General features: G+C 50.4%; 25 protein-coding genes. 10 read left to right on the plus strand and 15 right to left on the minus strand.

Annotated elements, in window-relative coordinates; genetic code table 11:
• Window positions 1-73: 73 nt before the first annotated feature.
• The 5 genes from Q1B47_RS16165 to Q1B47_RS16185 all read right to left on the minus strand — a co-directional run bounded on the left by Q1B47_RS16165 (window position 74) and on the right by Q1B47_RS16185 (window position 4150).
• Complete coding sequence (locus Q1B47_RS16165; RefSeq protein WP_299795714.1) at window positions 74-274, minus strand: twin-arginine translocation signal domain-containing protein; 201 nt, start codon at window positions 272-274, stop codon at window positions 74-76.
• Between the two features lie 173 nt (window positions 275-447).
• Window positions 448-1128, minus strand: a complete 681-nt coding sequence (locus tag Q1B47_RS16170) for a molecular chaperone TorD family protein (RefSeq protein WP_299795716.1) — start codon at window positions 1126-1128, stop codon at window positions 448-450.
• A gap of 10 nt (window positions 1129-1138) precedes the next feature.
• Window positions 1139-2818 (minus strand): 4Fe-4S binding protein, encoded by a 1680-nt coding sequence (locus Q1B47_RS16175; protein WP_299795850.1) that lies wholly within the window; start codon window positions 2816-2818, stop codon window positions 1139-1141.
• A 235-nt stretch (window positions 2819-3053) separates the two neighbouring features.
• Window positions 3054-3680: a DUF3306 domain-containing protein gene (locus tag Q1B47_RS16180; RefSeq protein WP_299795718.1), complete on the minus strand. Its 627-nt coding sequence runs from the start codon at window positions 3678-3680 to the stop codon at window positions 3054-3056.
• A complete protein-coding gene (locus Q1B47_RS16185; protein WP_299795720.1) occupies window positions 3680-4150 on the minus strand; it encodes a DUF3305 domain-containing protein in 471 nt (156 codons plus the stop codon). Before Q1B47_RS16185 ends, Q1B47_RS16180 begins: the two co-directional genes overlap by 1 nt.
• Before the next feature lie 291 nt (window positions 4151-4441).
• Between Q1B47_RS16185 and Q1B47_RS16190 the strand changes: the two genes are divergently transcribed.
• Window positions 4442-5290, plus strand: coding sequence for a formate dehydrogenase accessory sulfurtransferase FdhD (locus Q1B47_RS16190; RefSeq protein ID WP_299795722.1), 849 nt, complete (start codon window positions 4442-4444; stop codon window positions 5288-5290).
• An 86-nt stretch (window positions 5291-5376) separates the two neighbouring features.
• Entirely contained in the window at window positions 5377-6282 is a 906-nt protein-coding gene (locus Q1B47_RS16195; protein WP_299795723.1) for a helix-turn-helix transcriptional regulator, read from the plus strand.
• Between the two features lie 270 nt (window positions 6283-6552).
• On the opposite strand, the gene Q1B47_RS16200 is transcribed toward Q1B47_RS16195, so the two are convergent.
• Window positions 6553-6786, minus strand: coding sequence for a hypothetical protein (locus tag Q1B47_RS16200; RefSeq protein WP_299795725.1), 234 nt, complete (start codon window positions 6784-6786; stop codon window positions 6553-6555).
• A 116-nt stretch (window positions 6787-6902) separates the two neighbouring features.
• Here Q1B47_RS16200 and Q1B47_RS16205 point away from each other — a divergent pair, with 116 nt between their 5' ends.
• Window positions 6903-7076, plus strand: a complete 174-nt coding sequence (locus tag Q1B47_RS16205) for a hypothetical protein (protein ID WP_299795727.1) — start codon at window positions 6903-6905, stop codon at window positions 7074-7076.
• A 794-nt stretch (window positions 7077-7870) separates the two neighbouring features.
• Here the strand turns inward: Q1B47_RS16205 and rlmF are convergent.
• Window positions 7871-9016, minus strand: coding sequence for a 23S rRNA (adenine(1618)-N(6))-methyltransferase RlmF (gene rlmF, locus Q1B47_RS16210; RefSeq protein ID WP_299795729.1), 1146 nt, complete (start codon window positions 9014-9016; stop codon window positions 7871-7873).
• Window positions 9017-9075: 59 nt separating this feature from the next.
• The gene (locus Q1B47_RS16215; protein ID WP_299795853.1) at window positions 9076-9483 is read right to left on the minus strand and encodes a flagellar basal body-associated protein FliL; all 408 of its coding nucleotides are present in this window, start codon (window positions 9481-9483) and stop codon (window positions 9076-9078) included.
• A gap of 114 nt (window positions 9484-9597) precedes the next feature.
• Between Q1B47_RS16215 and Q1B47_RS16220 the strand changes: the two genes are divergently transcribed.
• Window positions 9598-10164 (plus strand): chorismate lyase, encoded by a 567-nt coding sequence (locus Q1B47_RS16220; protein ID WP_299795731.1) that lies wholly within the window; start codon window positions 9598-9600, stop codon window positions 10162-10164.
• An 85-nt stretch (window positions 10165-10249) separates the two neighbouring features.
• Here the strand turns inward: Q1B47_RS16220 and Q1B47_RS16225 are convergent, their stop codons facing one another.
• The 3 genes from Q1B47_RS16225 to Q1B47_RS16235 all read right to left on the minus strand — a co-directional run bounded on the left by Q1B47_RS16225 (window position 10250) and on the right by Q1B47_RS16235 (window position 14680).
• Complete coding sequence (locus tag Q1B47_RS16225) at window positions 10250-13129, minus strand: immune inhibitor A domain-containing protein (RefSeq protein ID WP_299795733.1); 2880 nt, start codon at window positions 13127-13129, stop codon at window positions 10250-10252.
• 14 nt (window positions 13130-13143) lie between these two features.
• Window positions 13144-13467, minus strand: coding sequence for a hypothetical protein (locus Q1B47_RS16230; protein WP_299795735.1), 324 nt, complete (start codon window positions 13465-13467; stop codon window positions 13144-13146).
• Window positions 13468-14074: 607 nt separating this feature from the next.
• Complete coding sequence (locus Q1B47_RS16235) at window positions 14075-14680, minus strand: YhgN family NAAT transporter (protein ID WP_299795737.1); 606 nt, start codon at window positions 14678-14680, stop codon at window positions 14075-14077.
• Window positions 14681-14918: 238 nt separating this feature from the next.
• Between Q1B47_RS16235 and Q1B47_RS16240 the strand changes: the two genes are divergently transcribed.
• Together Q1B47_RS16240 and Q1B47_RS16245 are read left to right on the plus strand one after the other, a co-directional pair.
• Complete coding sequence (locus Q1B47_RS16240) at window positions 14919-16460, plus strand: metal transporter (RefSeq protein WP_299795739.1); 1542 nt, start codon at window positions 14919-14921, stop codon at window positions 16458-16460.
• A gap of 266 nt (window positions 16461-16726) precedes the next feature.
• Entirely contained in the window at window positions 16727-17491 is a 765-nt protein-coding gene (locus Q1B47_RS16245) for an NRDE family protein (RefSeq protein WP_299795741.1), read from the plus strand.
• Here Q1B47_RS16245 and Q1B47_RS16250 read toward each other — a convergent pair.
• Entirely contained in the window at window positions 17478-18032 is a 555-nt protein-coding gene (locus tag Q1B47_RS16250) for a DUF3365 domain-containing protein (RefSeq protein ID WP_299795743.1), read from the minus strand. The genes Q1B47_RS16245 and Q1B47_RS16250 overlap by 14 nt on opposite strands.
• Before the next feature lie 89 nt (window positions 18033-18121).
• Window positions 18122-18544, minus strand: coding sequence for a DUF4440 domain-containing protein (locus tag Q1B47_RS16255; protein WP_299795745.1), 423 nt, complete (start codon window positions 18542-18544; stop codon window positions 18122-18124).
• 195 nt (window positions 18545-18739) lie between these two features.
• Here Q1B47_RS16255 and Q1B47_RS16260 point away from each other — a divergent pair, with 195 nt between their 5' ends.
• Both Q1B47_RS16260 and Q1B47_RS16265 read left to right on the plus strand, forming a co-directional pair.
• Window positions 18740-19291, plus strand: a complete 552-nt coding sequence (locus tag Q1B47_RS16260) for a lysophospholipid acyltransferase family protein (RefSeq protein ID WP_299795747.1) — start codon at window positions 18740-18742, stop codon at window positions 19289-19291.
• Between the two features lie 86 nt (window positions 19292-19377).
• Window positions 19378-20004 (plus strand): LysE family transporter, encoded by a 627-nt coding sequence (locus Q1B47_RS16265; protein WP_299795749.1) that lies wholly within the window; start codon window positions 19378-19380, stop codon window positions 20002-20004.
• 112 nt (window positions 20005-20116) lie between these two features.
• On the opposite strand, the gene Q1B47_RS16270 is transcribed toward Q1B47_RS16265, so the two are convergent.
• Window positions 20117-21376: a mechanosensitive ion channel domain-containing protein gene (locus tag Q1B47_RS16270; RefSeq protein WP_299795751.1), complete on the minus strand. Its 1260-nt coding sequence runs from the start codon at window positions 21374-21376 to the stop codon at window positions 20117-20119.
• A 196-nt stretch (window positions 21377-21572) separates the two neighbouring features.
• Between Q1B47_RS16270 and Q1B47_RS16275 the strand changes: the two genes are divergently transcribed.
• The gene (locus tag Q1B47_RS16275) at window positions 21573-22109 is read left to right on the plus strand and encodes an outer membrane beta-barrel protein (protein WP_299795753.1); all 537 of its coding nucleotides are present in this window, start codon (window positions 21573-21575) and stop codon (window positions 22107-22109) included.
• Window positions 22110-22221: 112 nt separating this feature from the next.
• Complete coding sequence (locus Q1B47_RS16280) at window positions 22222-22845, plus strand: DUF3157 family protein (protein ID WP_299795755.1); 624 nt, start codon at window positions 22222-22224, stop codon at window positions 22843-22845.
• Between the two features lie 52 nt (window positions 22846-22897).
• Here Q1B47_RS16280 and Q1B47_RS16285 read toward each other — a convergent pair whose 3' ends face one another.
• Window positions 22898-23404, minus strand: coding sequence for a PaaI family thioesterase (locus tag Q1B47_RS16285; protein WP_299795757.1), 507 nt, complete (start codon window positions 23402-23404; stop codon window positions 22898-22900).
• Between the last annotated feature and the right edge of the window lie 50 nt (window positions 23405-23454).

A 23454-nucleotide genomic window follows, 5' to 3' on the forward strand; every position in this document is an offset into this window, starting at 1 on the left:
CTTATCTTATTGATTAGAAATGTCTATGAACTCAAATATGCCGATAATATCGGCTTATCGTTTCGCTCTTAAACTACTTGGTACGTAATGACGCGTAATAACTACGAATATGGTCAGTCTCTCGATAACCATCGCCTTTAGCTGTTGTTGGCTCAACGCTTGGTGATGCCGCAAGAGCCTGTCCACTGACAGTTGCAACTGCACCAGCCGCACTGCCGACTGCCAATGCTTTTAGCAATTGACGACGACCCATGTCGGAAGCTTGCTTCTTCATAGTGTCTCCTAAGTTTTCGCTTAGTTTTTGTTAAAATGTGGGCCAACGTCTCGATGACCCGGTTTCTTTTGAGGGCGAGCCCTCTGTTTTTTCTACGCCAACTTTCATATTCAACATCAATCGCTATCAAGCTGGCGTACTTAATCAACCTACGCCCAAGGCTAACCGACTCCTTAAGAAGCCAGCTCGCTGGTCGTTGGTTCAATTTTTTCAGCCGCAACTTTTTCGGCTTCAGAGCCGGGACAGTTCACCGGAATGTCCAGTTGCAGTTGTTCAAATTCGTTGGCTTCAACCTCGAAGAAGGCCTTAGCCAGTTGCGCGACGGTCCCGTAGAATGCGGCACTCGGTGTTTTAGCCAGCTGAGTACAGAAGCGGTCGATCCAGCTGCCGATGTGACGCTGATAGAAGGCCAACTGGCGATAACCCGGCGCTTCCAGAATCAAGACGCCCATCACTTCACATAGCGCAGCAACATGATCTTCAGGCTCTTTGACATCCTCTTCGCGCTCGAAACCCAGCTGTTGTAGGTCTTGACGCAACAAGGCTAATGGCTTGTCCATCAATGACCCTGTCATGAACCAGCTGCCGTAAGGCATGATCTCGCCACTGCCGACACCGTAGAAGATATTGAAGTACTCATCTTCAAGCTGTTCACTGGTAAACTGTTCGGCGGCTAACTTCAGCGATAACCAGGCTTTAGTCATCTCGCTGTCATCTTCCGCATCGACTTCAAGGCTGGCCAAAAATTGCAATAACTCAGCACTTGGCTGACTGCGCAGTAGTGCTGCTAAAAGCTGATAGATGTCGGCTCTTAACTGATCGTTTTCTGATATTTCTCTTACTAATTCGGTCATAGCTAAACTCTTATCGCAGTTGCTTTTCAGGATCTTGAAGGATGTCTTCAAACATATCTTTTACCCGGCAGTCGCTACACATCTTTAATCGCTCTGTGTTTGCACTGAAGGCACTATGGCCTCCGACTGCTTCCAGCATCCGTTGCACCATGGATTGGGTGGCGAAAGGGGTACCACAACGAATGCAATCGAATGGGGCCTCCTCTTTCAGGGTTTGACGCTGCTGACGCTGCGCTTTGTCAAAATTCATCTGCGGCGTCAGGCTGATCACCTTCTCGGGACAGGCCGACTCACACAGACCACATTGCACACAATCTTGTTCGACAAAATGCAACGCAGGCTTATCACCACCATCGGTTAGTGCCTGAGTCGGGCAGGTTGAAACACAAGAGAGGCACAGCGTACATTTGTCGCTGTTGATGCTGACTTTACCGTAAGGGATATTGCTTTGGCTCAAGCAAGTATCCACCGAGGCGGCCTGCTCGTTGAGATGGTCGATAGCCGCGTACAGGGTGTTACGCTTTGTCGTAGCCGTAAACTCACCGGGAACGATCATCGGCCAGTTGGAGCTGGTCTCCAGCTGCGCAGTAAGATCGCCTATAGTCGACTCATCGATAATTGAGATGCGCTGTGGTTGACCCATCTCATCCAGAATATCGTTTGCCAGTTTATGTTCGCCCTGTAGCATCTGAGTCAGAGTCGGTGCCGTCGCTTCGGTGTTCAGTACCAGGATCTGACGAGCTCCCCATGCGAGTGCTGACATCCAGTGATCCATGCTGGCCACGGTGATCTCTTCCAGAGCAACAGGAATGATGTCGCCGGGCAGCTCTTCACCGACAAGTGTGGCGCCGTTTGCTTCATCATGGAAAAGGATAACCGGCGCCGTTTGCGCCTGTTCGCGAAAACGCGTCACCAACTTGTGCAGATAGGAGTGCAAGGCTTGCGGCGTTGGCAGATCATAACTGATGGCACCCGTTGGGCAGGCATTGGTACAACTACCGGCACCATGACAAAGATAAGGGTCTATCTCGATCATCTTATCTATGCTCTGAATCGCATCGGCTGGACAGAAGTTCAGGCAGCGGTTACAACCATCGATACCATTACGGTGATGGGCACAGAGTTCGCTGTTGACCTTAACGTAACGGGGTTTATCAAACTCACCTATCAGATCGGGAAGCTGAGCGATGGCATCGGCTAACTTGGCCTCGTCCTGACCGACAAAGAAGTAACCCGGTGGTAGCATCTCAAGGTTGATGCAGGGAGACTGACTCAGATCCAGAATAAGATCGAAATGGGCCTTACGTATTGCGACCATGCTAAGTTCAACGGCGTTGGTTTCAGAAGCTGTGTCTGAACCTGCGTCGACCTTAACCTGAAACTGGCCAAGGAAACCTTTAATTTCAATGAGTTTATTATAAAAGCTCTCAACATGTTCTGCAGAGCTCATCACCTTTTCCAGATGTGCTTCATCCTGGCTGGTGATTGACTCATTGGCTAAGATGGCAAGCTTGCCCATATCAGACAACTTGTCCGCCGCTAAGCGGGCCAGATCTTCCGGCCCAATGATCAGCACATTTCCCTCAGTGGTATAACTCACCGTTGGCGGGATCAGATTCTGAAGAACCTGAGTATTGGCCAACACCTGCTGTCGAACTGCCTTGAGTTCAACCTGGGTATCATTATTCAAATTTTTGCTCACGTTGCGTTCCTGAACAGTTTTGGCTGTTGCTGTCAGCTAGGCTGCTATCGGTTTCTCCTGATTGCTCAGGGAGACCTTTATCTGCGCTATTATTGACTCTGCGCTAGCGTTACCTATTTCATCTGCTGGCATCACATGTCTGCTGTTATCCGCAGACTATATGGCCATAAGTACAGCAATTCACATACCAAATTTATGGATATTAAACTTCTCTAAAATCACGTTAAGAAACCGTAACCTTGGGTTCGCCTTCTTTTTGTGGTTCATTTTGGGCCAAGTCATCACTCTCGACGTCCAAAATGTCCCCGCTCAATTCTTCAGCAGGTTGAGCCGCAATCTCCCCGGTATTTCCGCTATCGGTTTCGTTTGTTACGGCCAGGGATTCATCAAGCTCCTCCTCCGTATCTTTAGTGATATGGCGGAAAACTTTCTTGGCGAGCTCGGCGGAGTGCTCCGGTGTCAGCTTAGGTTGGTTGCTGTAATCGAGGGCGTATTCGAGCAGGCCATCGATCTCATTGTATTGAGGCTGTTTCCAGAGTGCTCTCAGGGCTGCGGCCTTGGCGGTAGGATCAACATTATCAGCCATAAAGCTGGCGAAGCTGCCTCCCACCTCAATCTTCTCTGGATCCGGCAGGTCTTCTGCGGATAGCAGCTTATCTTCCGCCGGTGACGCTGATGATGTCTCAACCGCATCACTTTCAGATAAAGGATCCTGAATTGGTGCTTCTGCTTGCTCCAGCGCGGCTTGCTCTGCAGCCTGCTGTGCTTTCTCTTCCGCCTCTTTCTCATCGGCCACCTGTTGGCGGCGAAGATTCCAGCGGGAAAATAATCCGGTAGGTTTATCGCTCATCAGTTTCTCTGCCCAAAGTTGTTATTGCTGCTTGGACCCTCATTCTTGCGGCGATTTACATGCTTACGACGGTGAGCACAGATCTCTACCTCCCCATGGCGGGTGATAAAAGCTTCGATCCAACATGCAACTGCGCCTGGCATAGGTAGATTAAGTACCGGCGTATCGCCTTCGAGACAACCTGCTGCGACATTCTGATCGGCGGATATAGCGGCGGGAACCCAGGTGCCATCCTCCAACTCATCGCAGACGATGTACAACATGGCGTTGTCCATATCCAGGTTTAAACGGTAACTCGCGCGTTCATCTTTATGCAGCTCGAGCATGATGAGTGTGGACCCTTCGGGTGCCTGATGCGTCGCGGGTAGTATCTGATCCAGCTCCCAGGTCACTGAGGTCCAGCGCCCGACTTGTTTCTCTACCTTCTTAAGAGAAACGTGCATAGGCCATTGGCTTTCGGTATGTTGCATTCGGTCTCCGTCTTGCCTGCAGAGGCATGTCGAGATGACAGGCCAGCTAAGTAACTTATCCCTGTTGAAGCAATTTACATGCCAGCCTAAAGGTTGTGATAACTTGAGCTGGATCATAAATTACCGCCTAAGATTAGGACAATTTGTCCTATATGCAATTCAGGCTAGGACATAAAAGGGCGCTTTGTAGGCAGAAAATGCGAGAGATCACGCATTGGGGCGCGGAATACAAACCTGGGTACAATTATTGCTATGCTCTAGCCATCGAATGTTCAAAATGAGTTTCAAGCCTTGAGCCAGCACAAACCCAGCTTAATCAAAACCGATACCGATGTGCCGCTAACCATCGCAGTGAATGCCATAGATGAGAATGGAGAGCGCGTCGAGAAGCATATCGCGTGTGAGCGTCCGATGACGGTCTACCTTAACTGGCGTCCTATCGTGACCCTGATGACCTTAGGTGCCCGCGCCGAATCGCTCTCGCTGGGATATCTGAAGAACCAAGGCTTCATCTCCGACCTTAAGCAGCTAGAGTCTGTGATTGTCGACTGGGACGTCAACTCGGCAGCCATCATCACATCGGAAACCACCGCCGATATTGAGGAGAAGCTTTCCGAGAAGACCGTCACTACCGGCTGTGGTCAGGGCACGGTTTACGGCGGTTTCATGGATGGGCTCGACGATATCGCTCTGCCAAAACCCGAACTCAAACAGAGCATGATCTATAGCCTGCTGAAAAACATCAGCGCCTATAATGAAACCTACAAGAATGCCGGTGCGGTGCATGGTTGCGGACTGTGTCAGGACGACAAGATAGTCGACTTCGTCGAAGACGTGGGTCGTCATAACGCGGTAGACACACTCGCCGGTGAGATGTGGTTAAAGCAGGACACAGGCAACAACAAACTCTTTTACACCACGGGTCGCCTGACCTCTGAGATGGTGATTAAAGTGGCCAAGATGGGTATTCCCGTTGTGTTATCACGCAGCGGTGCGACTCAGATGGGTCTTGAGCTCGCCCAGAAGCTGGGTATCACCATGATAGCCCGCGCTAAGGGCCGACACTTCCTCATCTACAACGGGGCCGAAAATGTCGAATTCGATGCCATGCCACCTAAGCGCCCGGCTAAAATCGGTTAACAGAAGCAAGCTGGCAGCACCCGGCTTGAGCACGATATATTTTTTTATAGGAACTCTGCCGCAGAGTTCTTGGTTAAGGAACAGTAATGACAGAACCAAGTGAACTCGTCTACATGAGCGCCAAACAGGTCGCTGAGTATCTAGATCTTAATGAAAAGAAGGTCTATGCCATGGCGAATGACAGAGTCTTACCCGCCACCAAAATCACTGGTAAATGGCTGTTTCCCAAGATTCTTATCGATCGCTGGATCATGGACTCATGCCACAGCGGCATGCTCTCCGACCGTATGCATATCACGGGCAGCGACGATCCCCTGCTCTCCATGCTGGTCTCCCGCCTGATGACCCAGATAGGTAAGAGCGACCTGATCAGCTACAGCTCCACCGGCTCGAGAATGGGACTGGACCTTCTCTCCCGCGGCTACGCCGATGTCTGCACGCTTCATTGGGGCAGTGTCGACGAGCGTAATATTCGCCATCCGGCGCTGCTTAAGGGCTATGCCAACCACCAACAGTGGGTCATGGTACACGGCTATACCCGTAAACAGGGGCTGATGGTACGCAGCGATATGTTGCAGCAGTGTCAGGAGGAGGAGAAGATAGTCTCCCTGCCCTGGCGCTGGGTCGACAGACAGGCCGGCGCTGGCAGCCAGCAACATCTGGAGCACTGGCTGATGAAGCAGGGCGCCGCCCTCACCCACCTGAACGCCAACGTCACCGCCTACAGCGAACGCGAACTCGCCGCCTATATCGCCCGTGGCGATGCCGATATCGGCTTCGGCTGCCAATCGGTTGCCATGGAGAGCGGCCTGAGCTTTATCCCGCTGATCACAGAGTCATTCGACTTCGTCATGCCACAGGGGATCTACTTCCGCCGCCAGCTACAGCACCTGTTCGATATGCTTGCCAGCACCCAGACACGCCAGCTGGCCGCCACTTTAGGTGGATATGATTTGACTGATTGTGGGCAGCTACTTTGGAATCCTAGTTAGGATGATTGTCGGTTAACAATTGTTGAAGTAACTTTTTGATTTGGCCTGATTAGGTATCTAATCGGGTCATTTTGAACATGGACCCGCAATGTTATCTATCACCAGCCATGGGCTTAAGTGCAAACACTTCTTCAGCACGCTGTAAATATATCCCTATACGCTCCGCGAAAACATCCATGTTTTCGAGGGCCTCAGCAGTGTTTGCACCTGATTATCACTCTCTTCGATTTAGCATGATTAGGTGCATCGTAGGTCCAATTCTAGCACTTGTTATATTGCGCTAGGTCCTACAATTATATCAGGACCATGACTATCCCAATCAGGCCAATTATCTTGTAAATGAGAATGTTCAAATGAAGCCCCATCTGATTCCAGCTCATCAGCCATTTTATTGATAAAGGAGGCTATTTCTCTAAGACACTTTGGACTTGCAGTGATTGTAACTTCTGACATTTCAATTAAGTCCGAATCATCTTCTGTCTTTTCATATCCGTAAATCTTCACAACTCTCTCCTACCAATTTAAAGGGCTACGACCGCTATATTTCCTTTATTCCAGAAGTAACTTTTGATTTGGCCTGATTAGGTATCTAACCAGGTCATTTTGAACATTGACCTGCAATGTTATCTATCACCTGCCGTGGGCTTAAGTGCAGATACTTCTGTGACACGGCACAAGTATATCCCTATAGCCTCGACGGCGGCATCCATGCCGCCAACGGTCACAGCCGCATCTACACCGGGTTATCAACCTCTTCGATTTGGCGTTGTTCTGTACTGGAAAGACATAAGTAATTAAAGAGCTACGACCCCTTTATTCCATTTAGTGCTTCATAAAGATATTCCACACCCACCCTAATAGATTAGGGATCACTTTAGGAAATAAGAATGCTAACAATGAAAACACTGACACCAAAATCAAAAAGCCTTTTCCGCCAACGGTAAAATCTAGCTGCAAAGCTAACAGGTTTTGACTAATTTTAAGACTCAGAAATAAACTGGTAGGTACAGAAAAGAAAAGAGAAGCAAAAACACTGATTAATCTATCGGAAAGTGGAGCCTGATCTTGTTTGGAGCGCCTCATCCTTGAATACCTCTAACAGCTGCACAGTGTGCATGTTCACAGTATCTACATGAACTTAAGGTAGTTAGCGTTTTTTTACAAGGCTTAGACTTCCCTAACAGATATCAGAATACTCGACATACCCAGTAATCCACCAGATACGACGATTCCCCACTGGAAGGCGAATAATCTCCAGAGGTGATTGTGGTTATAAGCGAGAGGTATGGATACCGAACTGGCAATTAAACAGGGACGTTGTTGATGAGGCCGTTCTTTGGCATCCATACCACCACGGCATTTGTGAATCCATTCACATCAGGCGAGCAGTCCTCCTTGCCCTACTCTTTGCAATTAAGTGTGGAATGGAATTCCACGACGCCTACTCTTTTAACGTGAGTAAGCGAAGCTTGATTAGGGGTTTACTCGGCTGACAAGCTGAAGAGTGATGCAATCACTCATCTCCAGTTGTTAGACGAAGTCTAATTATCAAGGTCAGGCGTAGCCCGATAAAAAAACCGTTAAAAGGCTAAGAGCGATACTTAGCCCAAAGCTCCCTTTGCTTTGGCGTCAAAAAACTCCAGGCCAAAACCCGGGTAAGCTTGTTGCCCTGCGCCATATCTATGGTCTTCACCGTTACCGCCCCCGCCTTTTCCAGTGCACTGTAACAGGGCTGCAGGTTCTCTTTCTTCGATACCAGGCTGGTGAACCATAAACATTGAGTGGCAAAATCTCTGCTCTCGCGGATCATGTTAGCGAGAAACTGCTTCTCGCCGCCTTCGCACCAGAGTTCGGCCTTCTGACCGCCGAAGTTCAGCTCGGCCCCCTGCTTATCACCGCCAACAGCGGGAGCAGGCTCATGGCCCTTCGCCGCACGGTTTGCCGCCAGGTTCTTCACCTTGCGAAGGGTGCCCTCACTGGCCTCCTCAAGTGACCCGTGAAATGGCGGGTTACAGAGGGTGATATCGAATCTGTCATCAGGGCCGATAATGCCGTGAAACACCTTTTGCTGATCGGTTTGCAGCCGTGTCTGTAACTTGCCCTGCAGAGAAGGGTTAGCCTCGACAATCCGGTTAACGTTCTCTATCGACAGGGGATCCACATCACTGGCGACAAACCGCCAGCCATAGGCTTGAATGCCGAGTATCGGGTAGATGCCATTGGCGCCGGTTCCAATATCCAGCGCGTTAATTTTCAATCTTTTCTGTGACTTAGGCTTTACAGTTGCAGTCTGTGGGACATTTTGTCCCGCCTCAACTCCGGCCAACAGATCGGCAATATAGTGAAGGTAGTCGACCCGTCCCGGGATAGGGGGGCAGAGAAAGCCTGTGGGTATATCCCAATACTCGATCCCGTAGTGAAGTTGTAACAGGGCCAGGTTCAGCGCCTTAACGGCCAGAGGGTCGGCGAAGTCTATCGAAAGATTACCATAGGGGTTAGGCCTGACATAGGGCTTTAACGCCGGGCTCGCCTCGATCAACTTATCAAAGTCGTAACCATCCCTGTGCAGGTTTCGCTCATGGAGACCTTTCTTTACGGTCGTCGTTTCGGACTTGGCTCTTGTCTGGGGATTATTTTCGAACTTAGCCTGCCGCTTGCCTGCCGGTTTGTTACGTCTGCTCTGTTTCCGGTTGTTCTGTTTTGGCGTGAGCTTTTTTTGCGTGAGCTTGGTCATATGCGATCTTATGCCATCAGCCGAGACACTAATGGCAGTAGTAGAGGAGGGAAATAAAACTAATCGTACAGGTACTTGGTAAAGAGTAGGTTAACGATAATGGCCTTGCCGGTTTCCTGCTCGATGAGGCGATTGACAGTGTCATAGCACTCACGTCTTATCTCCTCCCTTCCGGTCAGTGATTTAACCTTATCTGCGGTCTGACTCCCCATGATCTCCAGTATGGCGGCGCGCAGCAGGGGATCATGATGCTCCAGGGCGATCAGATCTTCGGGATCTTTGACCATCAACTCGATACCGATACGGACAAACCCCAGCTTCTTACCGGTAGAGATATAGTTGGTAATGAGATCGGGTTCGAAGCCATAATAGGCAAAGTTATCTACAATCTCTTCATCTTCGGCGTAAGCACCAAAGCTGAAAATTGTCGCGACTAAAATAAGCAGTAGCGATGCAAATTTTTGAATTTTCAAGAATGACTCCTACTCTTATGTAACAAATGCCTGCTAATCTTTCTGGCTATCATTTTCCAGCGTGCTAGACTGCACCAGTTTGCCGGCCAGTATTGTACCGAGAATTAAATGAGTGTGACTAGGTTAAGCTTCCCCTATGGTGAATCAATTCAGTGGTTTTCACCAGAAAAAATCATCGATCTCCCCAAATCACCCTTAACCGATTGGTTACTCTCACCTGAGAGTTTAACTCAAAAATTGCGCGCTTACTGTGATGAATTTGAAGTAAAGGTACTTGGCGAGGGAACATTAGTCCCGTTCGATAACGAATTTCCGGATCAGAATAAGGTTTGGGTCCGCGAAGTCCTGCTCTGCCTCGATGGAACCCCCTGGATTTTCGCCCGCACCTTAATTCCGGGAAGCCTGCTTGATAAGAAAAAAAGCGAGCTGTTAAACCTGGGGACCCGTCCGTTGGGTGAGCTGCTCTATACCAACAATGAGTTTACTCCGGGTAAGATAGAGATAGGGCACTTCACCCCCTGTCAGAAATTGGCAGGTCTTACCGAGTCACTACACCAGCCTCTGACCCGGGAGCTGTGGGGGCGTCGGCGCTACTTCTCATATCAGGGTGAGCAGCTTATCGTAGGAGAAACTTTCCTTCCCGCAGCACGTCAGGCGATCGAAAGACTTACATAGTGTTCCGGATAGCCAAATTAACGATACAACGAATATTGAAAACGCCCGAGAGGGCGTTTTCTGCTTTTATCGGTAACTCTAACCGCTAAGCGAAGCGCCTTCTGAAGGCTAACATCGAAACCAGTGCCAGACTCAACCAGCCAAGGCTTCCGCCACCTGAGTCCGAGCCTGTCGATGGGGTCACAGGCGGAGCCACTGTTGCGGTCACAGTGATCACGCTGGAGAAGGTGCTCACATTACCGGCCTCGTCTGTCACCGTAAGCGAAATTGTATAGCTGCCTCCTGCGGCGTAGGTATGGCTTGGCGACATCTCGTTACTTGTCTGCCCATCACCGAAACTCCACAGATAACTGAGAGCGCCTACCCCCGCACTCGAGGTATTATTCAGCGTGACGCGGAGAGCATCGGTCGTATAACTGAAACCCGCGGCAGGAGGCACCTGCACATTAATCAGTAATGTGTCGCTGGCCGTTGCGCCTGCGCTATCGGTAACGACCAGAGAGACTGTATAGTCGTTCGACTCACTATAGGTGTAGCTGGGGTTGGCCGCCGTGCTGCTTGTCCCTGTGACACCAAAGTCCCAGGCATAGCTGTAGCCCCCCTCACCTCCGCTCACCGCAGAACTAAAGCTTACACTGCCCGCCGCCTGTTGAGCGGAAATGGTGACACTGAGTGCTTCAGGCTCAGGAGATACACCCTCGGCATATTTCAACCGTACGGTGGCTGTACTCGAGTCGTTGCTCTGGGCTACGACCTCCATGGTCAACCCCAGCTCAGGCAGGATAATGCCAGCCTGAGGCTTTGTCGGTGCGCTGTAATCTAAGCTGTCATCGAACAAGGACACGGATGTCAGGTGCTCATCACCAAAGTAGCTCGACTGATTAAACATGCTGAATGCAGCGTCACGGATCTGAACATCGCTGCCGTGATTCCCGATAAGGTTCTGATCGGCATCGACAACACCGATTAACCCCACACCCGGGTGTTCACTGGAGTTGTTATCTGAATAGCTGAAGTTCTCCAGCCAGAGCAGGACGCCGGGATCATAGGAGTGACTGAGTAATCCCACATCCACACCGTTATGACTGCGTAGCTGAATGATATAACGACGCTTTTCACCCGGGCGCTCGTCGTCGATTCTGGAGAAACCGGCTAAATTCATGGTGGCAGGTGTTTCGGCATCATCAAGATAAACCTGTGAGCCTGCCGCGGTGATAACCAGGTTATCGATAGCGATACCATAATCTCCAACCGCCTGATCGGTACGGTAGATGATACTTATCTGGGTATTGGCACGACCGGCATAGGCACTGAGATCATACTCGAGCTCGACCCAATTATCGGCTCCCTCGGCACCCGCAATATCCGCAGAACTGCCCGTTATGATGTTTCTGGCCCCATTTATGGTATTGCTCGCCTTGGTGTGATTGCCGGCGATGACCACGCCATCGACCATAACCTGAGCGTAGTCATAATCGACCTCAATGTTCCAGTGCGCCTTCATCTTCAATGTAAGGGGGCTGATGCTGGGAAGATCGAGTTCGAATGAGGCGGCATTATTGATAAGATGTCCCTGACCCGAGTAGTACTGATAACTTCCTCCATAGGGCTGCTTAAACGGAATATCAGCAGCAGGCAGCGGGATCGATATCTGATTTATCTGAGTATGATTCACCGCCTCATTCAGCTGAACATCCACACCATCGGCGGGAATATTTTCCAGTAATATCTCCTGCTCCGTTATCCACCTTCCCTTATACCTATCCTGCAGATAGGAGCGGGCATAGGGGCTAAAACCAGTAGGTTCGGTTCCTGCGGGCAAGCCGGTCCAGCTACCTCCCGACATCACCGACCAGGAACCCACCGGGGAACCGTCGCCGGTATTGGTGGTGTCATATTCATCGGGAAGACCCAGATCATGACCAAACTCATGCACAACCACACCAGCTGCTGCGTCTATGGGCTGCACGGTATAGCCGAATACTTTCTTACCGGTTCCCGGAATGGTGTAACCAGGGTTCCCACCCGTATAGACGAAGAAGCGGTGAGACCAGATAGCATCGGCACCGAGTACGCCTCCCCCGGCTTCTTCGCCGACACTGGAGTGAAACAGCATCACATGATCGATATCGCCGTCGGGCTCATCGAAATTGCCATCGCCGTCTATATCGAAGGGATCTTCGACGTCATAACTGGCCAACTCGGCGGCTGACATGCCCGCCACAGCTTTGGTCACCGCCTCCTTGACCAGCTCAGGTACCGCCCTGTCGTCCCCGTTGTTATCGGCATCGTTACCGCCATAGAATGAGGCATTATTTTCCGCCGTCACCCAACCTTTGACGTCTCCGGTAAAAAAGAAACTGCCACCGGAAACCGACTGATAATATTGATACCCGGTCATTAGGTTTTGCCCCCGGGGACCGGTAAAGCCTGAAGTCGAAAACATCAGATCCCGATAGTGAGAGGTCGGATAATCGGGATAAAACATCGGGGTGTCGCTGGCTGTGAGTCGATTGTCATCGAAGGGAAGATCGGGAAAATCGATCAATACTCCCAGCACCTTAACTGTCTTGGTAATATCGGCATCGGCAAAGGCTACAACGCTTCTCTGCAGCTGATTTTTCTCCGCCTTCAGATTAGCGTTTGCTCTCAGCCTTAACTTTTCAAACTGCGCTTCAATCAGCCCCCCCTTACTCTGAAAACTTGTGGCACGGCGGGTAAAGGCATCGACGGCGGCGCGCTTTTCGCTCTCGGAGGCTTCATCCGACACCTCACCCCGCTTGATCAACCAGTACAGGATCTGCTCCCTGTTGATGACTCCGGCATCTGCAAGTGTCCCGGAGAGGTTATTGGTAACCGAAACTCCCTCTTGAGCGGCCACAGGAAGCGCTAGGACACCATTGATTGCAACAAGCAGGGATAACCCGAGCATAGAAAGCAGATTAATACCAATTTTTCTCTTCATCTGAACACCTATCTTCACAATCTTATCTTCGGGCAACTTCCGAAGGCCTGCTGTCGTTTATTGATATATTCGGCAACGATCCTGTTTGTCTCATCAAGGCTCATCTCCTCTTTTAGCAGCCCCCTTTCCAACAAACTTTGTTTAAGTTTAGTCCTATCCTTGATGGGTGGCATGCTGCCACAGGTGGATATCTGTTTCAGGTTGTTATGAGGCGACCCGGAAAGCGTCGCCTCAGAGCCAGAACCAAGATCGCCGGCTCCAGAAGAGCAAGCCGTAAGCAGGCCTGACAGGAGGATTGCTGAAATGAGAGCGATACACAAAGATAGGAGGAGTTTCATGGCACACCTAATAACATAAACTCACAAAACAGTAACAGCCCGGAAGAGTGTTTTACAGTGAATTGTCGATATTTATCCCGCCTTTACCTTATTTTGCATTTAAAAAAGCCAAAATTGTTAGTTTTATCACCTATACCGCACGGCAAACCGCTGTTCCGGAAATACAAAACTGACACTCTCACCTCACGGTCGACTCAACCATGATTCATATATCAGCAACAACACAGATGCCGATCAGCTGAAGTTAGTGCAGCGTAGCCCCTCACCGGTAAGCGGATCATAATTCTCCCTGATTGGCGATTGCTGCAGGATCCCCTCCCCCTGTTCAACCACTCGTGTAGCAAGGGGAGAGAAGAAATTGTAAGTTTTAAGAGCGGAGAAAGGTGCGAGCAGGTGATAAAAAGAGAAAGAGTAGCAAGCAACACAAATACCACAGCTTTCCATCCATGGGCTGTGGCATAAGTGTTCCAGACACAAAAAAGCCTCAGTGAAGGATATCGGCTGAGGCTTTGTTCTTACTTACGGCTTATGACTTACAGCTTACAACTATCTGTTTATTATACATTCGCGGCTATAGCCGCTCCTACAGTCTAGCTCATGGCTCATCTTACTGAACGACCTGGCCTATGTGGGACATATAATCGGCAATGCCATCCAGGAACATCTGCACCGAGATCATCACCAGAACCATACCCATCAAACGCTCGACCGCGGTAAGGCCCTTTTCTCCGAGCACTTTAGTGAATAACTTATAGAAGAGCAGAATGACGGCGCTCGCCGCCCACGCTGCCAGCAGGGCCATGGTCCAGTCCAACATACGGGAGCTGTCGGTGTGGGCCAACAGAATCAACGCGGCCAATACCGAAGGCCCCGCCATCAATGGGATAGCCATGGGCACGATAAAGGGCTCCTCACCCGCTGCCAGGCCTACGACACCACCGGGCTGGGGAAAGATCATCCTGATAGCGATAAGGAACAAAATAATCCCCCCGGCAATACTCACCGACTCAGACTTTAAGTTGAGGAAATTCAGAATAGCTTCACCGGCAAACAGGAACAACAGCATGATGACCAGTGCAAATATCAGCTCTCTGATAAGCACCCGGCGACGTTTCTTAGGCTCAATATGGCGCAATATCGAGGCGAAAATGGGTAAGTTACCCAGGGGATCCATGATAAGAAACAGCATAACTGCGGCGGAGAAGGTATCCATAAACGTGCTTAGTGACAGGCCAATATATCCCTATATTCTATAACCTTTTACAAACACTTCCATAGACAAATTACACCAGCAAGCTCACAACTCGCGAAAACAGCTGACATCACCGTCTTTGACAGCTCAATATCCCCGCTTAAACTGATGTTTTTATGTTCTGTGTGTAAATTCTACTTATTCGTCACAAGACTGGTATACTATGTGTCGTTTTTCCAAGGCCTCCTCTTAAGAAATCATGCTCTATCTTTTAGCCAGTTGTATCGCACTATTGTTAGGTCCTATTTTCTATCGCTTCTTCACGGCAGAAAACGGACTCCATAAAGGCCTGGATGGATTTATATTCGTCTCCTTAGGCGGCTTAGTGCTGGTTCATATTTTACCCGAGCTCCTGGAACATGGCGGCTTTCTTGCCATCATCTTTGTCATCATCGGCCTCTGGGGACCCACGGCCAGTGAACGACTCTTCCATCGATACTCAGAAGTCACTCATAATCTGACGCTTATTCTCGGGATCGGCGGTCTGCTGCTGCATACCATCACTGACGGCGGTGCCATGGTGCTTGCCCAACAAGATGAGAATTCGATTCTGCTGGCACTGGGGGTCATCCTTCATCGGCTTCCTGTGGGTCTGGCTATCTGGTGGCTGCTCAAGCCACAGGTTGGAGCGCGCTGGGCTATGGTCGTGCTGGCTTGCATGATGCTGCTCACAGGTGTTGGCTACTTTGCCGGCGAGCAACTGCTCGCTCACCTGAGCCTGGATAACACCGTATACCTGCAGGCCTTTGTCACAGGCTCTATTCTTCATGTTGTCCTGCACCAGCCACATGGCCAGAGCCATGAGGATAAGCAGGGAAGGTATGAATACCATGCCGGGATCGGCAGCCTGCTCGGCATAGGTTTACTGTTTCTGTTACTGATGATGGACTCAGGCGGACACGAACACCACCATCACGACCACAGCACCGAGCAGCTTGGAGAGTGGATGCTGACTCTGGCACCGGTACTGCTGCTCAGCTATACCTTTGCCGCCGTCAGGTTCAATTTCGGCTTATCTCCGCACAATAGGGAGCTGGGCCAGAGATGGTTACAGCGTTTAGCGGGGCCCGAAGCCCTGATTATCACTGCGCTCCTGCTCGGTCCCGTTATTGCCCTGTTCCAGTTGCTGGGTCTCACACTTCTCGGGGTGTTACTTACATGGGCCAAGGTCGAGCCCACAGATCCACATATATCCCTGCCTAAGTCCCCCTGGCGCTTCGGTTTCGCTCATCTTGTCGACAGGAGTGCGCCCTGGATACTGTTAAGCCTGGTTCTCGCTAACCTAATCGGCCACCCGGCGGTCCCTCTGGCTAATCCGGCAATCCAGGTTGCTGTGCTGCTGCTACTGTTTCTGCCGATGCGTTTCTGTAACTTAGGTGGAGCAGTATTGGCACTGTCGTTAGCTTATAGTGGTTGGAGTATGCCTGCGGTAATGCTGGCCCTGATCGCGGCGCCTATCTTTAACCTCGCGCAGTTAAAGCTGATGAACTGGAACCTCAGGGTGCTGGTTATCGCTCTGGTACTTAGCTGCTCACTGATAACAGCCATGATAGCGCCTCAATGGCACACCATGCTGACCCTTGCCGATCCGATAAATACACTATCGCTGATCATTCTGGCCATACTGTTCGCCGCCAGCTTATTACGCTTAGGCCCGAGAAAGTTTATGGCAAGGATCGTGCTGCTCAAACCAAAAGCTCATGACCACTCCCACGGGCATCATCACAAGCACGACCATTAAAGGCTAGTAAGATAGTTTTAAGTCGTAAGTTTTAAGTTGTAAGTTCAAGACGGAGCAGAGACAGCTGGGAGTTCCTGCTCTTACTTACAGGTTTTCCCATGGAAAATTCGCGGCTAAAGCCGCTCCTACAGTTGATAGCCTCAAGCTTTTACGGTATTGCTCCTACTTACAGCTTATAACTTACAGCTAGCGGCCCAAAGTTTTCTAATAGCTTTTAAACGACATAGAGACTAAGTTGTAACCATACTCCTCTATCGTCGAAATCTATGTGCATTCTCTTTATTGCTCTGAATCAACATCCTGAATATCCGCTGATAGTCTGTGCGAACAGAGATGAGTTTCATCATCGCCCTACCGAGCCTGCACACCTGTGGCAACCCGACAACGAGCTGCTAGCTGGAAAAGATCTTGAAGCGGGCGGAACCTGGCTGGGCATTAACAAGGCGGGGGCCTTTTCTGCCTTGACCAACCTGCGTGATCCTATGAGACAGAAGAGTAATATGAGAAGCCGTGGCGAACTGGTGATTAAGGCGCTACAGCAAAAGCCTCTCACCATGAGCTGGCTCAGGGAACACAGCGACAACTATAACCCTTTCAACCTGATATTCGGCCATGGCGATGAGCTTTACTGTTTTAACAGCGCCGTAAATGAGTTCACCCGTTTAACCTCAGGGTTTCACTCGATCAGCAACGGCGCACTGGACGATATCTGGCCCAAGATGGCAAGGGGAACTCTGGCTCTGGAAAAACTGATCACCGAATCGACTCAACCCGATATTGATGAGCTGATCACTATCATGAGGGACGAGACCCGGGCCGACGACCTGGAGCTGCCTCAAACCGGTATAGGTGTCGAGTGGGAACGCCTGCTCTCTTCGATATTTATTCGCCATGAAGAGTACGGTACCCGCTCCACCAGCATCATACTACAGGATAAGCGGGGCAAGAGCCGTTTCGCAGAGGTCAGGTATGACGGCAAAGGCAGAAACCTAGGCCGCCAAGTGTTCACAGTAGAACCTACTCAGCCTTAAAGGAGAGGCTGAACGCCCCCCTGATTTCACCAGCCTGATAACCTAAGGCCAGATCATCGGGGTAATGCACCTTTATCTTCTCCAGCAGGGGGCGAGGGAGGTTACTGCCATGGCACTTAAGGCACAGAGGCGCCGTGACCTGCGCCTTCATGAAACGGTACTCTCCATCGATTAGCTCGCCACGTTCTAACGCTTTAGCCGGTTTTCCTGAAGCAAGCTGCGACTCAAACTCCTCCAGCACACTTCGCTCCCAAGCATCGGCAACAGCACCGGCATTACGGTTTTTCAGGCTTACTCTGCGAATACTCCAACCGGATTTCCCGGAGAGCTCCCGTGCGATTTGAGGTGCCTTAACGGCACACACATCGATTGCATTTTCAGGCCCTCCCAGCTTCATCGCCTGTATAAGCTGAGGCTTCAGGGTGGCACCAAACTGTTTGACTAAACTCATCGCATCCCGATGCAGCTCCTGAGAGGCATTCACCGTAAAGGCAGAGATCAAAAGTATTATCGCGAGGGGGGCCGGGCTGAGACGATTCATTGAACACCATTCCATTAGTTTTTTCTAATTACTGCGTGATATTAGATAAAACTAATGGTTAGTGCAAGCCTTGCTTGTTACATTGCAGGTTAATTTGAAGTGTGGTCGTGGGTGATCACCCAGCGGTCATCAATTTTCTCCACTAACAGAGTAAACACTCCATTGGGCTGATCCTTGACCCGGGTAAGCTGCCAGCGTCCAACCACGATTGCCGCATAGTTACTTAGCATCTTGGTCTCTTTGATGGTGAACTTCAGGGTGCCCAGAGCCGCCTTGTCCGGGTAGTTTTTTTTGTACGCCGCTAGCGTCTCCTCCCAGCCGTAGCGAAACTTCTTCCCGGAGACGAAACGCATCTTATCGCTACGCCAGTAGCCCTGCATATAGGCGTCGAGATCACCACGATTCCACGCATCTTCCTGCATCGACAATATCTGAGCGATATCGTCAGTTGGGACGGCTGCAACGCTAAACGCAAGTAGCATCAACAAGGCTGAAAATCCCTTTTTAAACATGCTTTTCTCCAAAAGTGCGCAATTGGGTGTACTATCGATTATATACCCAAACCTCCTCGAAATGCAGGATTCGGTATGTCGACAAGTGCCTTAGGTATATACTATCTCAAATAACGAATTCACGCCTCGCCATTGTGAAATCACAATCGATATAATGAGGCCGACTCCATTTTATATGGCATTGAGTTTTTTTATATGTTTCAACAGTTTTGTAAATTAGTTTTGAAGTTAACCGGTTGGCGTATTTCCGGGAACCTTCCCGCTGACAGTCAATTTATCGCTATCGTTGGTCCGCACACAAGCAACTGGGATTTTATCATCGGAGTACTGGCTCGGGGCGCATTGGGCGCAAAGGTTAACTTCCTGGGTAAGCATCAGCTGTTTAAACCACCTTGGGGCTGGTTTTTTAAGGCAATAGGCGGCAGGCCGGTCGACCGCACCAGAAGCAACAACCTGGTCGATGCTGTGGTACAGATCTTCGAATCAGATCCCAGCTTCAGTCTGGCGCTGGCGCCTGAGGGAACCAGGAGCCCGGTAAAACGCTGGAAAACCGGTTTCTACCATATCGCGAGCAAGGCCAGGGTGCCGATAATTACCGTAGGGCTGGATTTTGGTAACAAGAGAGTGATCATCCCACAGGGTGTCCTGACCAGCGAAGATATGCAGCAGGATATGGATCAGATCATCGCCTTCTATCGCTCAATCAGGGGCCGACACCCTAAGGTCATACCCGATTTCCAACCCTGAACCCGCTGAATTTTCAACTGTCTGAGATTGCCTAATAAACCTCTGACCGCTATAGTGCGGTCACCACCCACAATTTTATACAATCTATGATATTCGATACCTGGCTGCTCTATCTATTCGCGGTGCTTCTCATTGCCGTAGCTCCCGGCACCATGGCCGTATTGTCGATGAGCCATGGGATCCATTATGGTAAGAGTCGCAGTTTAGCCACCGCGCTGGGCAGTGTGACCTCGGCCCTTATCTTGATGGCCGCATCCGCCGCAGGCCTGGGTGCCCTGTTAAGCGCAACCGAATATGGGTTTACGATATTAAAATACTGTGGCGCCGCCTACCTGGTATTTCTGGGAATAAAGCTCCTGCTCACCAAGGCCAGTGCCCAGGGTCTGGACCTGCAACACATCAAGGGGAAAGGTAGTCCCAGGCAGATGTTTAAACAGGCTTTTTTAGTCGGGATCAGCAATCCCAAGGATCTGCTGTTCTTCGGTGCCCTGTTTCCGCAGTTTATCGACGTTACGGCCCCACAGGGTCCACAGCTGGCGACCCTGGCTATCACCTGGGCGGTGGTCGATTTCAGCTTCGTGATGATCTATGCCAGCATGGCGAATGTGCTGGCACCGACACTCAAAACCAGTAATAAGCTGCACTGGTTCGATCGAACCAGCGGGGGCGTATTTATCACCCTAGCGGCCATATTGGTAACGAAGGAGAGTTAAAAAAGCGGTAAGCGGTAAGTTTAAATCAAAGCCTGGATAGCTCTTACTTACCACTTAAAACTTACAGCTTATGACTTGCTGTTTCTTGAAAGATTCGCGGCTAAAGCCGCTCCTACATTGAGTTTTTCAAACTCCTGATATCAGAGCCCGTCGGCCCCTGGAAAGCTCGCAGGCCGAACTCGGGCAATATGGCAAAGATATGATCGAAGATATCGCCCTGAATCCCTTCATAGAAAGCCCAGCGGGTATCATTGGTGAAGATATAGACCTCTATAGGTACCCCTTCTGCTGTCGGCGCTAACTGACGCACCAACAGGGTCATATCTTTATGGATCTTGTCGTGGTTGCTCACAAACTCCTTCAAATAGGCCCTGAAAGTCCCAATATTGGTCAGGTGCCGGCTGTTTACCGGCATATCGGCATCATCCACCTGACGGTTAAAGTCGGCTAACTCTTCACTTTTAGCCGCAAAGTAAGGTTTGAGCAGGTTGATCTTACCCAGCCTGACCTTGTCATCTTCGGTCAAAAAGCCTATCGAATGGATATCGATGGAGACGGAACGTTTAATGCGCCGTCCTCCGGATTCTGACATGCCACGCCAGTTTTTAAATGCATCAGAGACCAGGGCATAGGCGGGGATCATGGTGATGGTCTTATCCCAGTTACGCACCTTCACCGTCGTCAAAGAGACCTCTTCTACCGCACCGTCGGCGCCGTACTTGTCCATCTGGATCCAGTCACCTGTGCTCACCATGCGATTCGCCGCCAGCTGAATTCCGGCGACAAAGCCTAAGATGGTGTCTCTGAAGACCAACATCACCAAACCGGTGGCGACACCCAGACCGCTGAGGAAGTAGACCGGAGACTGATCGGCTATCACGGAGATGGAGATGATGACCGCAACAAAGAAGAGGAACAGCTTAAACAGCTGCACGAAACTCTTTATCGGAAGTCTCCGGCTGACCAGGTTTACATCGGCAATCTCATTGAAGGCGTCCAGCGCACTGAATACCGCACGGATGAGTATGACTACGATGCAGACACTCACCAGGCGATCGATCAGGGAGCTCAGCAGGTGGTGCTCGGTAAGTGCAATAGGCAGAAGAAGGTCAAGTACCAGGGCCGGAACTATATAGGAAAACTTCTCCAACACATTGTGTGACATGAAGATATCGTCCCAGTTAACCTTAGAGCGCTGGATAACGATATTCATGGTACGTACGACACCTCTCCTGACAATCAGATAGGCGATCATAGCCAGCAACATGCTGGCAAAGACCAGCACCGAGGTGGAAACCCCATCAGAAGGCGTGCTGTTGACCCCCCAATCCGACAACCACTGAGAGATCTGTAACCTTAATTCTTGATCCACAATAACCTTTCCTTAGAGACAGGGGCCAGGATACCTGTTTGTTAAATCATCGCTGGCAAGCCGAAACAATAACGTACAATAAATGATACAGTAAAGTTACAAGCATCTATTTTAAAAGAAATTTTAGCACTCATAATTGACTAGGGCTAAAAGTTTAACAACAATCCAGCTTTAAAGTCGAAACCGGATATTACTGATGAAAAAATATATACTCGCCTCGGGCCTTATTCTCACCAGTTTATCGGCGACGGCTAACCAGGCAGCGTCAGAGACCGCTCCCACATATAAACCTAAGATGAGCATCAGTCTGGACTATATTCCGGCAACAAATAAGATGTATGGCGTCACCTTAGCCCCCTACCATTACGACAAAGATTACGCCAACTGGGGTTACTATATCGGTTATGCGGCCAGCCAGAAAGATGATATGGATGTTCCGGAGCCCGGTGAAGGTTACACCAAAGATACCATGTGGCGCTTTGGACTCAGCTATAGTCTGAGCAGCAGCTTCAGCATCTATGGTGGTGCTGCTTCATATAATCATGAGTCTCACTACACCAATAATATCGTCCCCTTCATTATCGACGGTGAGCCGGTGTGGGAGGAGGAGTCTGACACCTCCTGGGGAGCTGAAATTGGCCTGAGATATATGATGGACTCAGGCTTGATGATCGGTGCCGGGTACAACTCAGCCTCAGAATCTGCGGTGATCAGCATCGGCTATGCCATGTAATAAGTACGCTCCTATGGCCGGTCGACAATGATCGACAAATAGCGTCTCCCTATATGAAATCTTCCCGCCTTTTGTATATGCTAGTGCCATCTCCTTAATAAGGTTCAATCTCATGCATAAACTACTGCGGGTATACGCCTCACTGGCTCTACTGATATTTACGGTTCCTGTCATGGCCGAAGAGGTCGCCAGAGTCACCCTTGAAAATGGCGCCACGGTCCGGCTAAACGATGACTTCACCTGGGAATATGTCATCCTTGACACTCAACAGCCCGTTACCACACAAGCCCAGGCAACCGAGACGCCAGCCGTTGCGGCTCAAAGCGCTTCACAGGTAACCCCGGCAACAAGCACGCCAACGGCCACCTTGAGTGCCAGCGCGATGCAGCACGCCGCGCTGATGAACAAAACCGCAAAAGCCGGAGTAAAAGTCAGCCTGCTGAAGAGTGAGTGGGATGCTAACGACAGGCTCGGTCTGACATTTGACCTTGCCAGTACCAGTTCTGAAAATTATGTCCTGATAGAACTCGATATCACCCTGTTCGATGACAGTGGTAAGCAGCTGAAAACAGAGACGGTCAAGGTGTGGAAGGCGATCTTCAGGATGGCCAACACCTACCTGCGTCAGGGTGAGCAGCGTCAGAGCAAGACCTTCTGGATAGAGGGCATAGACAAATCTCAATGGACCAAAGAGCTGATGAGTATCAAGATTGGCGAGATGGATTCACGCATGTGATCCTGCAAGGGGGCAAAATTCCCCCTCGAACCTATCTACCCGGGGTCGAAGGCTATCGAATAGCCTCCGGCCTTTTTTCATTAACGGCATCAGAGCTCATCATGGTGTCGGGCATCTTCACTGCCACCATATGCCCCCTGGCACAGACCTTTCCCTTGGCACTGAGTGTGATATCCACGACCACTTTTCGCGCCTTAACCTCACGGATCACTCCACGCAGCTCAAGCTCTACCCCCATGGGCGTAGGCGCCAGATAATCGATATTCAGTGCGGCTGTAACAAACCGCTCCTGTGGGAGAGAGCCCAGCTCCCGCCCCTGCTCTCTATAGGCTGCGGCCGATGCTGTTCCCGTCCCGTGACAATCAATTAACGACGCAATCAGTCCACCGTAGACAAACCCGGGCATAGCGGTATGAAACGACTGCGGCATGAAGACAGCCCGGGTTTCATCACCATCCCAGTAACTCTTCAACTGATGACCATGGGGGTTATTCCTGCCACAGCCATAGCAGTGGCTCAACTCCTGCGGATAGCAGTCCTGAAAGGCCTGATGGCTCATATTCTACTCCGTTAGTTGGCTCCATCTCATCAAGCTAAGCTAATGCAATC

It is taken from the genome of uncultured Shewanella sp., from assembly GCF_947501225.1.
Taxonomy (GTDB): Bacteria; Pseudomonadota; Gammaproteobacteria; order Enterobacterales; family Shewanellaceae; genus Shewanella.

Excerpts from the sequence above, each read along its gene's own strand:
- Q1B47_RS16165 (WP_299795714.1), bottom strand. The coding sequence starts at position 274 with ATGAAGAAGCAAGCTTCCGACATGGGTCGTCGTCAATTGCTAAAAGCA.
- Q1B47_RS16170 (WP_299795716.1), bottom strand. The coding sequence starts at position 1,128 with ATGACCGAATTAGTAAGAGAAATATCAGAAAACGATCAGTTAAGAGCC.
- Q1B47_RS16180 (WP_299795718.1), bottom strand. The coding sequence starts at position 3,680 with ATGAGCGATAAACCTACCGGATTATTTTCCCGCTGGAATCTTCGCCGC.
- Q1B47_RS16185 (WP_299795720.1), bottom strand. The coding sequence starts at position 4,150 with ATGCAACATACCGAAAGCCAATGGCCTATGCACGTTTCTCTTAAGAAG.
- Q1B47_RS16195 (WP_299795723.1), top strand. The coding sequence starts at position 5,377 with ATGACAGAACCAAGTGAACTCGTCTACATGAGCGCCAAACAGGTCGCT.
- Q1B47_RS16205 (WP_299795727.1), top strand. The coding sequence starts at position 6,903 with ATGTTATCTATCACCTGCCGTGGGCTTAAGTGCAGATACTTCTGTGAC.
- rlmF (WP_299795729.1), bottom strand. The coding sequence starts at position 9,016 with ATGACCAAGCTCACGCAAAAAAAGCTCACGCCAAAACAGAACAACCGG.
- Q1B47_RS16220 (WP_299795731.1), top strand. The coding sequence starts at position 9,598 with ATGAGTGTGACTAGGTTAAGCTTCCCCTATGGTGAATCAATTCAGTGG.
- Q1B47_RS16225 (WP_299795733.1), bottom strand. The coding sequence starts at position 13,129 with ATGAAGAGAAAAATTGGTATTAATCTGCTTTCTATGCTCGGGTTATCC.
- Q1B47_RS16230 (WP_299795735.1), bottom strand. The coding sequence starts at position 13,467 with ATGAAACTCCTCCTATCTTTGTGTATCGCTCTCATTTCAGCAATCCTC.
- Q1B47_RS16235 (WP_299795737.1), bottom strand. The coding sequence starts at position 14,680 with ATGGATACCTTCTCCGCCGCAGTTATGCTGTTTCTTATCATGGATCCC.
- Q1B47_RS16240 (WP_299795739.1), top strand. The coding sequence starts at position 14,919 with ATGCTCTATCTTTTAGCCAGTTGTATCGCACTATTGTTAGGTCCTATT.
- Q1B47_RS16245 (WP_299795741.1), top strand. The coding sequence starts at position 16,727 with ATGTGCATTCTCTTTATTGCTCTGAATCAACATCCTGAATATCCGCTG.
- Q1B47_RS16250 (WP_299795743.1), bottom strand. The coding sequence starts at position 18,032 with ATGAATCGTCTCAGCCCGGCCCCCCTCGCGATAATACTTTTGATCTCT.
- Q1B47_RS16255 (WP_299795745.1), bottom strand. The coding sequence starts at position 18,544 with ATGTTTAAAAAGGGATTTTCAGCCTTGTTGATGCTACTTGCGTTTAGC.
- Q1B47_RS16260 (WP_299795747.1), top strand. The coding sequence starts at position 18,740 with ATGTTTCAACAGTTTTGTAAATTAGTTTTGAAGTTAACCGGTTGGCGT.
- Q1B47_RS16265 (WP_299795749.1), top strand. The coding sequence starts at position 19,378 with ATGATATTCGATACCTGGCTGCTCTATCTATTCGCGGTGCTTCTCATT.
- Q1B47_RS16275 (WP_299795753.1), top strand. The coding sequence starts at position 21,573 with ATGAAAAAATATATACTCGCCTCGGGCCTTATTCTCACCAGTTTATCG.
- Q1B47_RS16280 (WP_299795755.1), top strand. The coding sequence starts at position 22,222 with ATGCATAAACTACTGCGGGTATACGCCTCACTGGCTCTACTGATATTT.
- Q1B47_RS16285 (WP_299795757.1), bottom strand. The coding sequence starts at position 23,404 with ATGAGCCATCAGGCCTTTCAGGACTGCTATCCGCAGGAGTTGAGCCAC.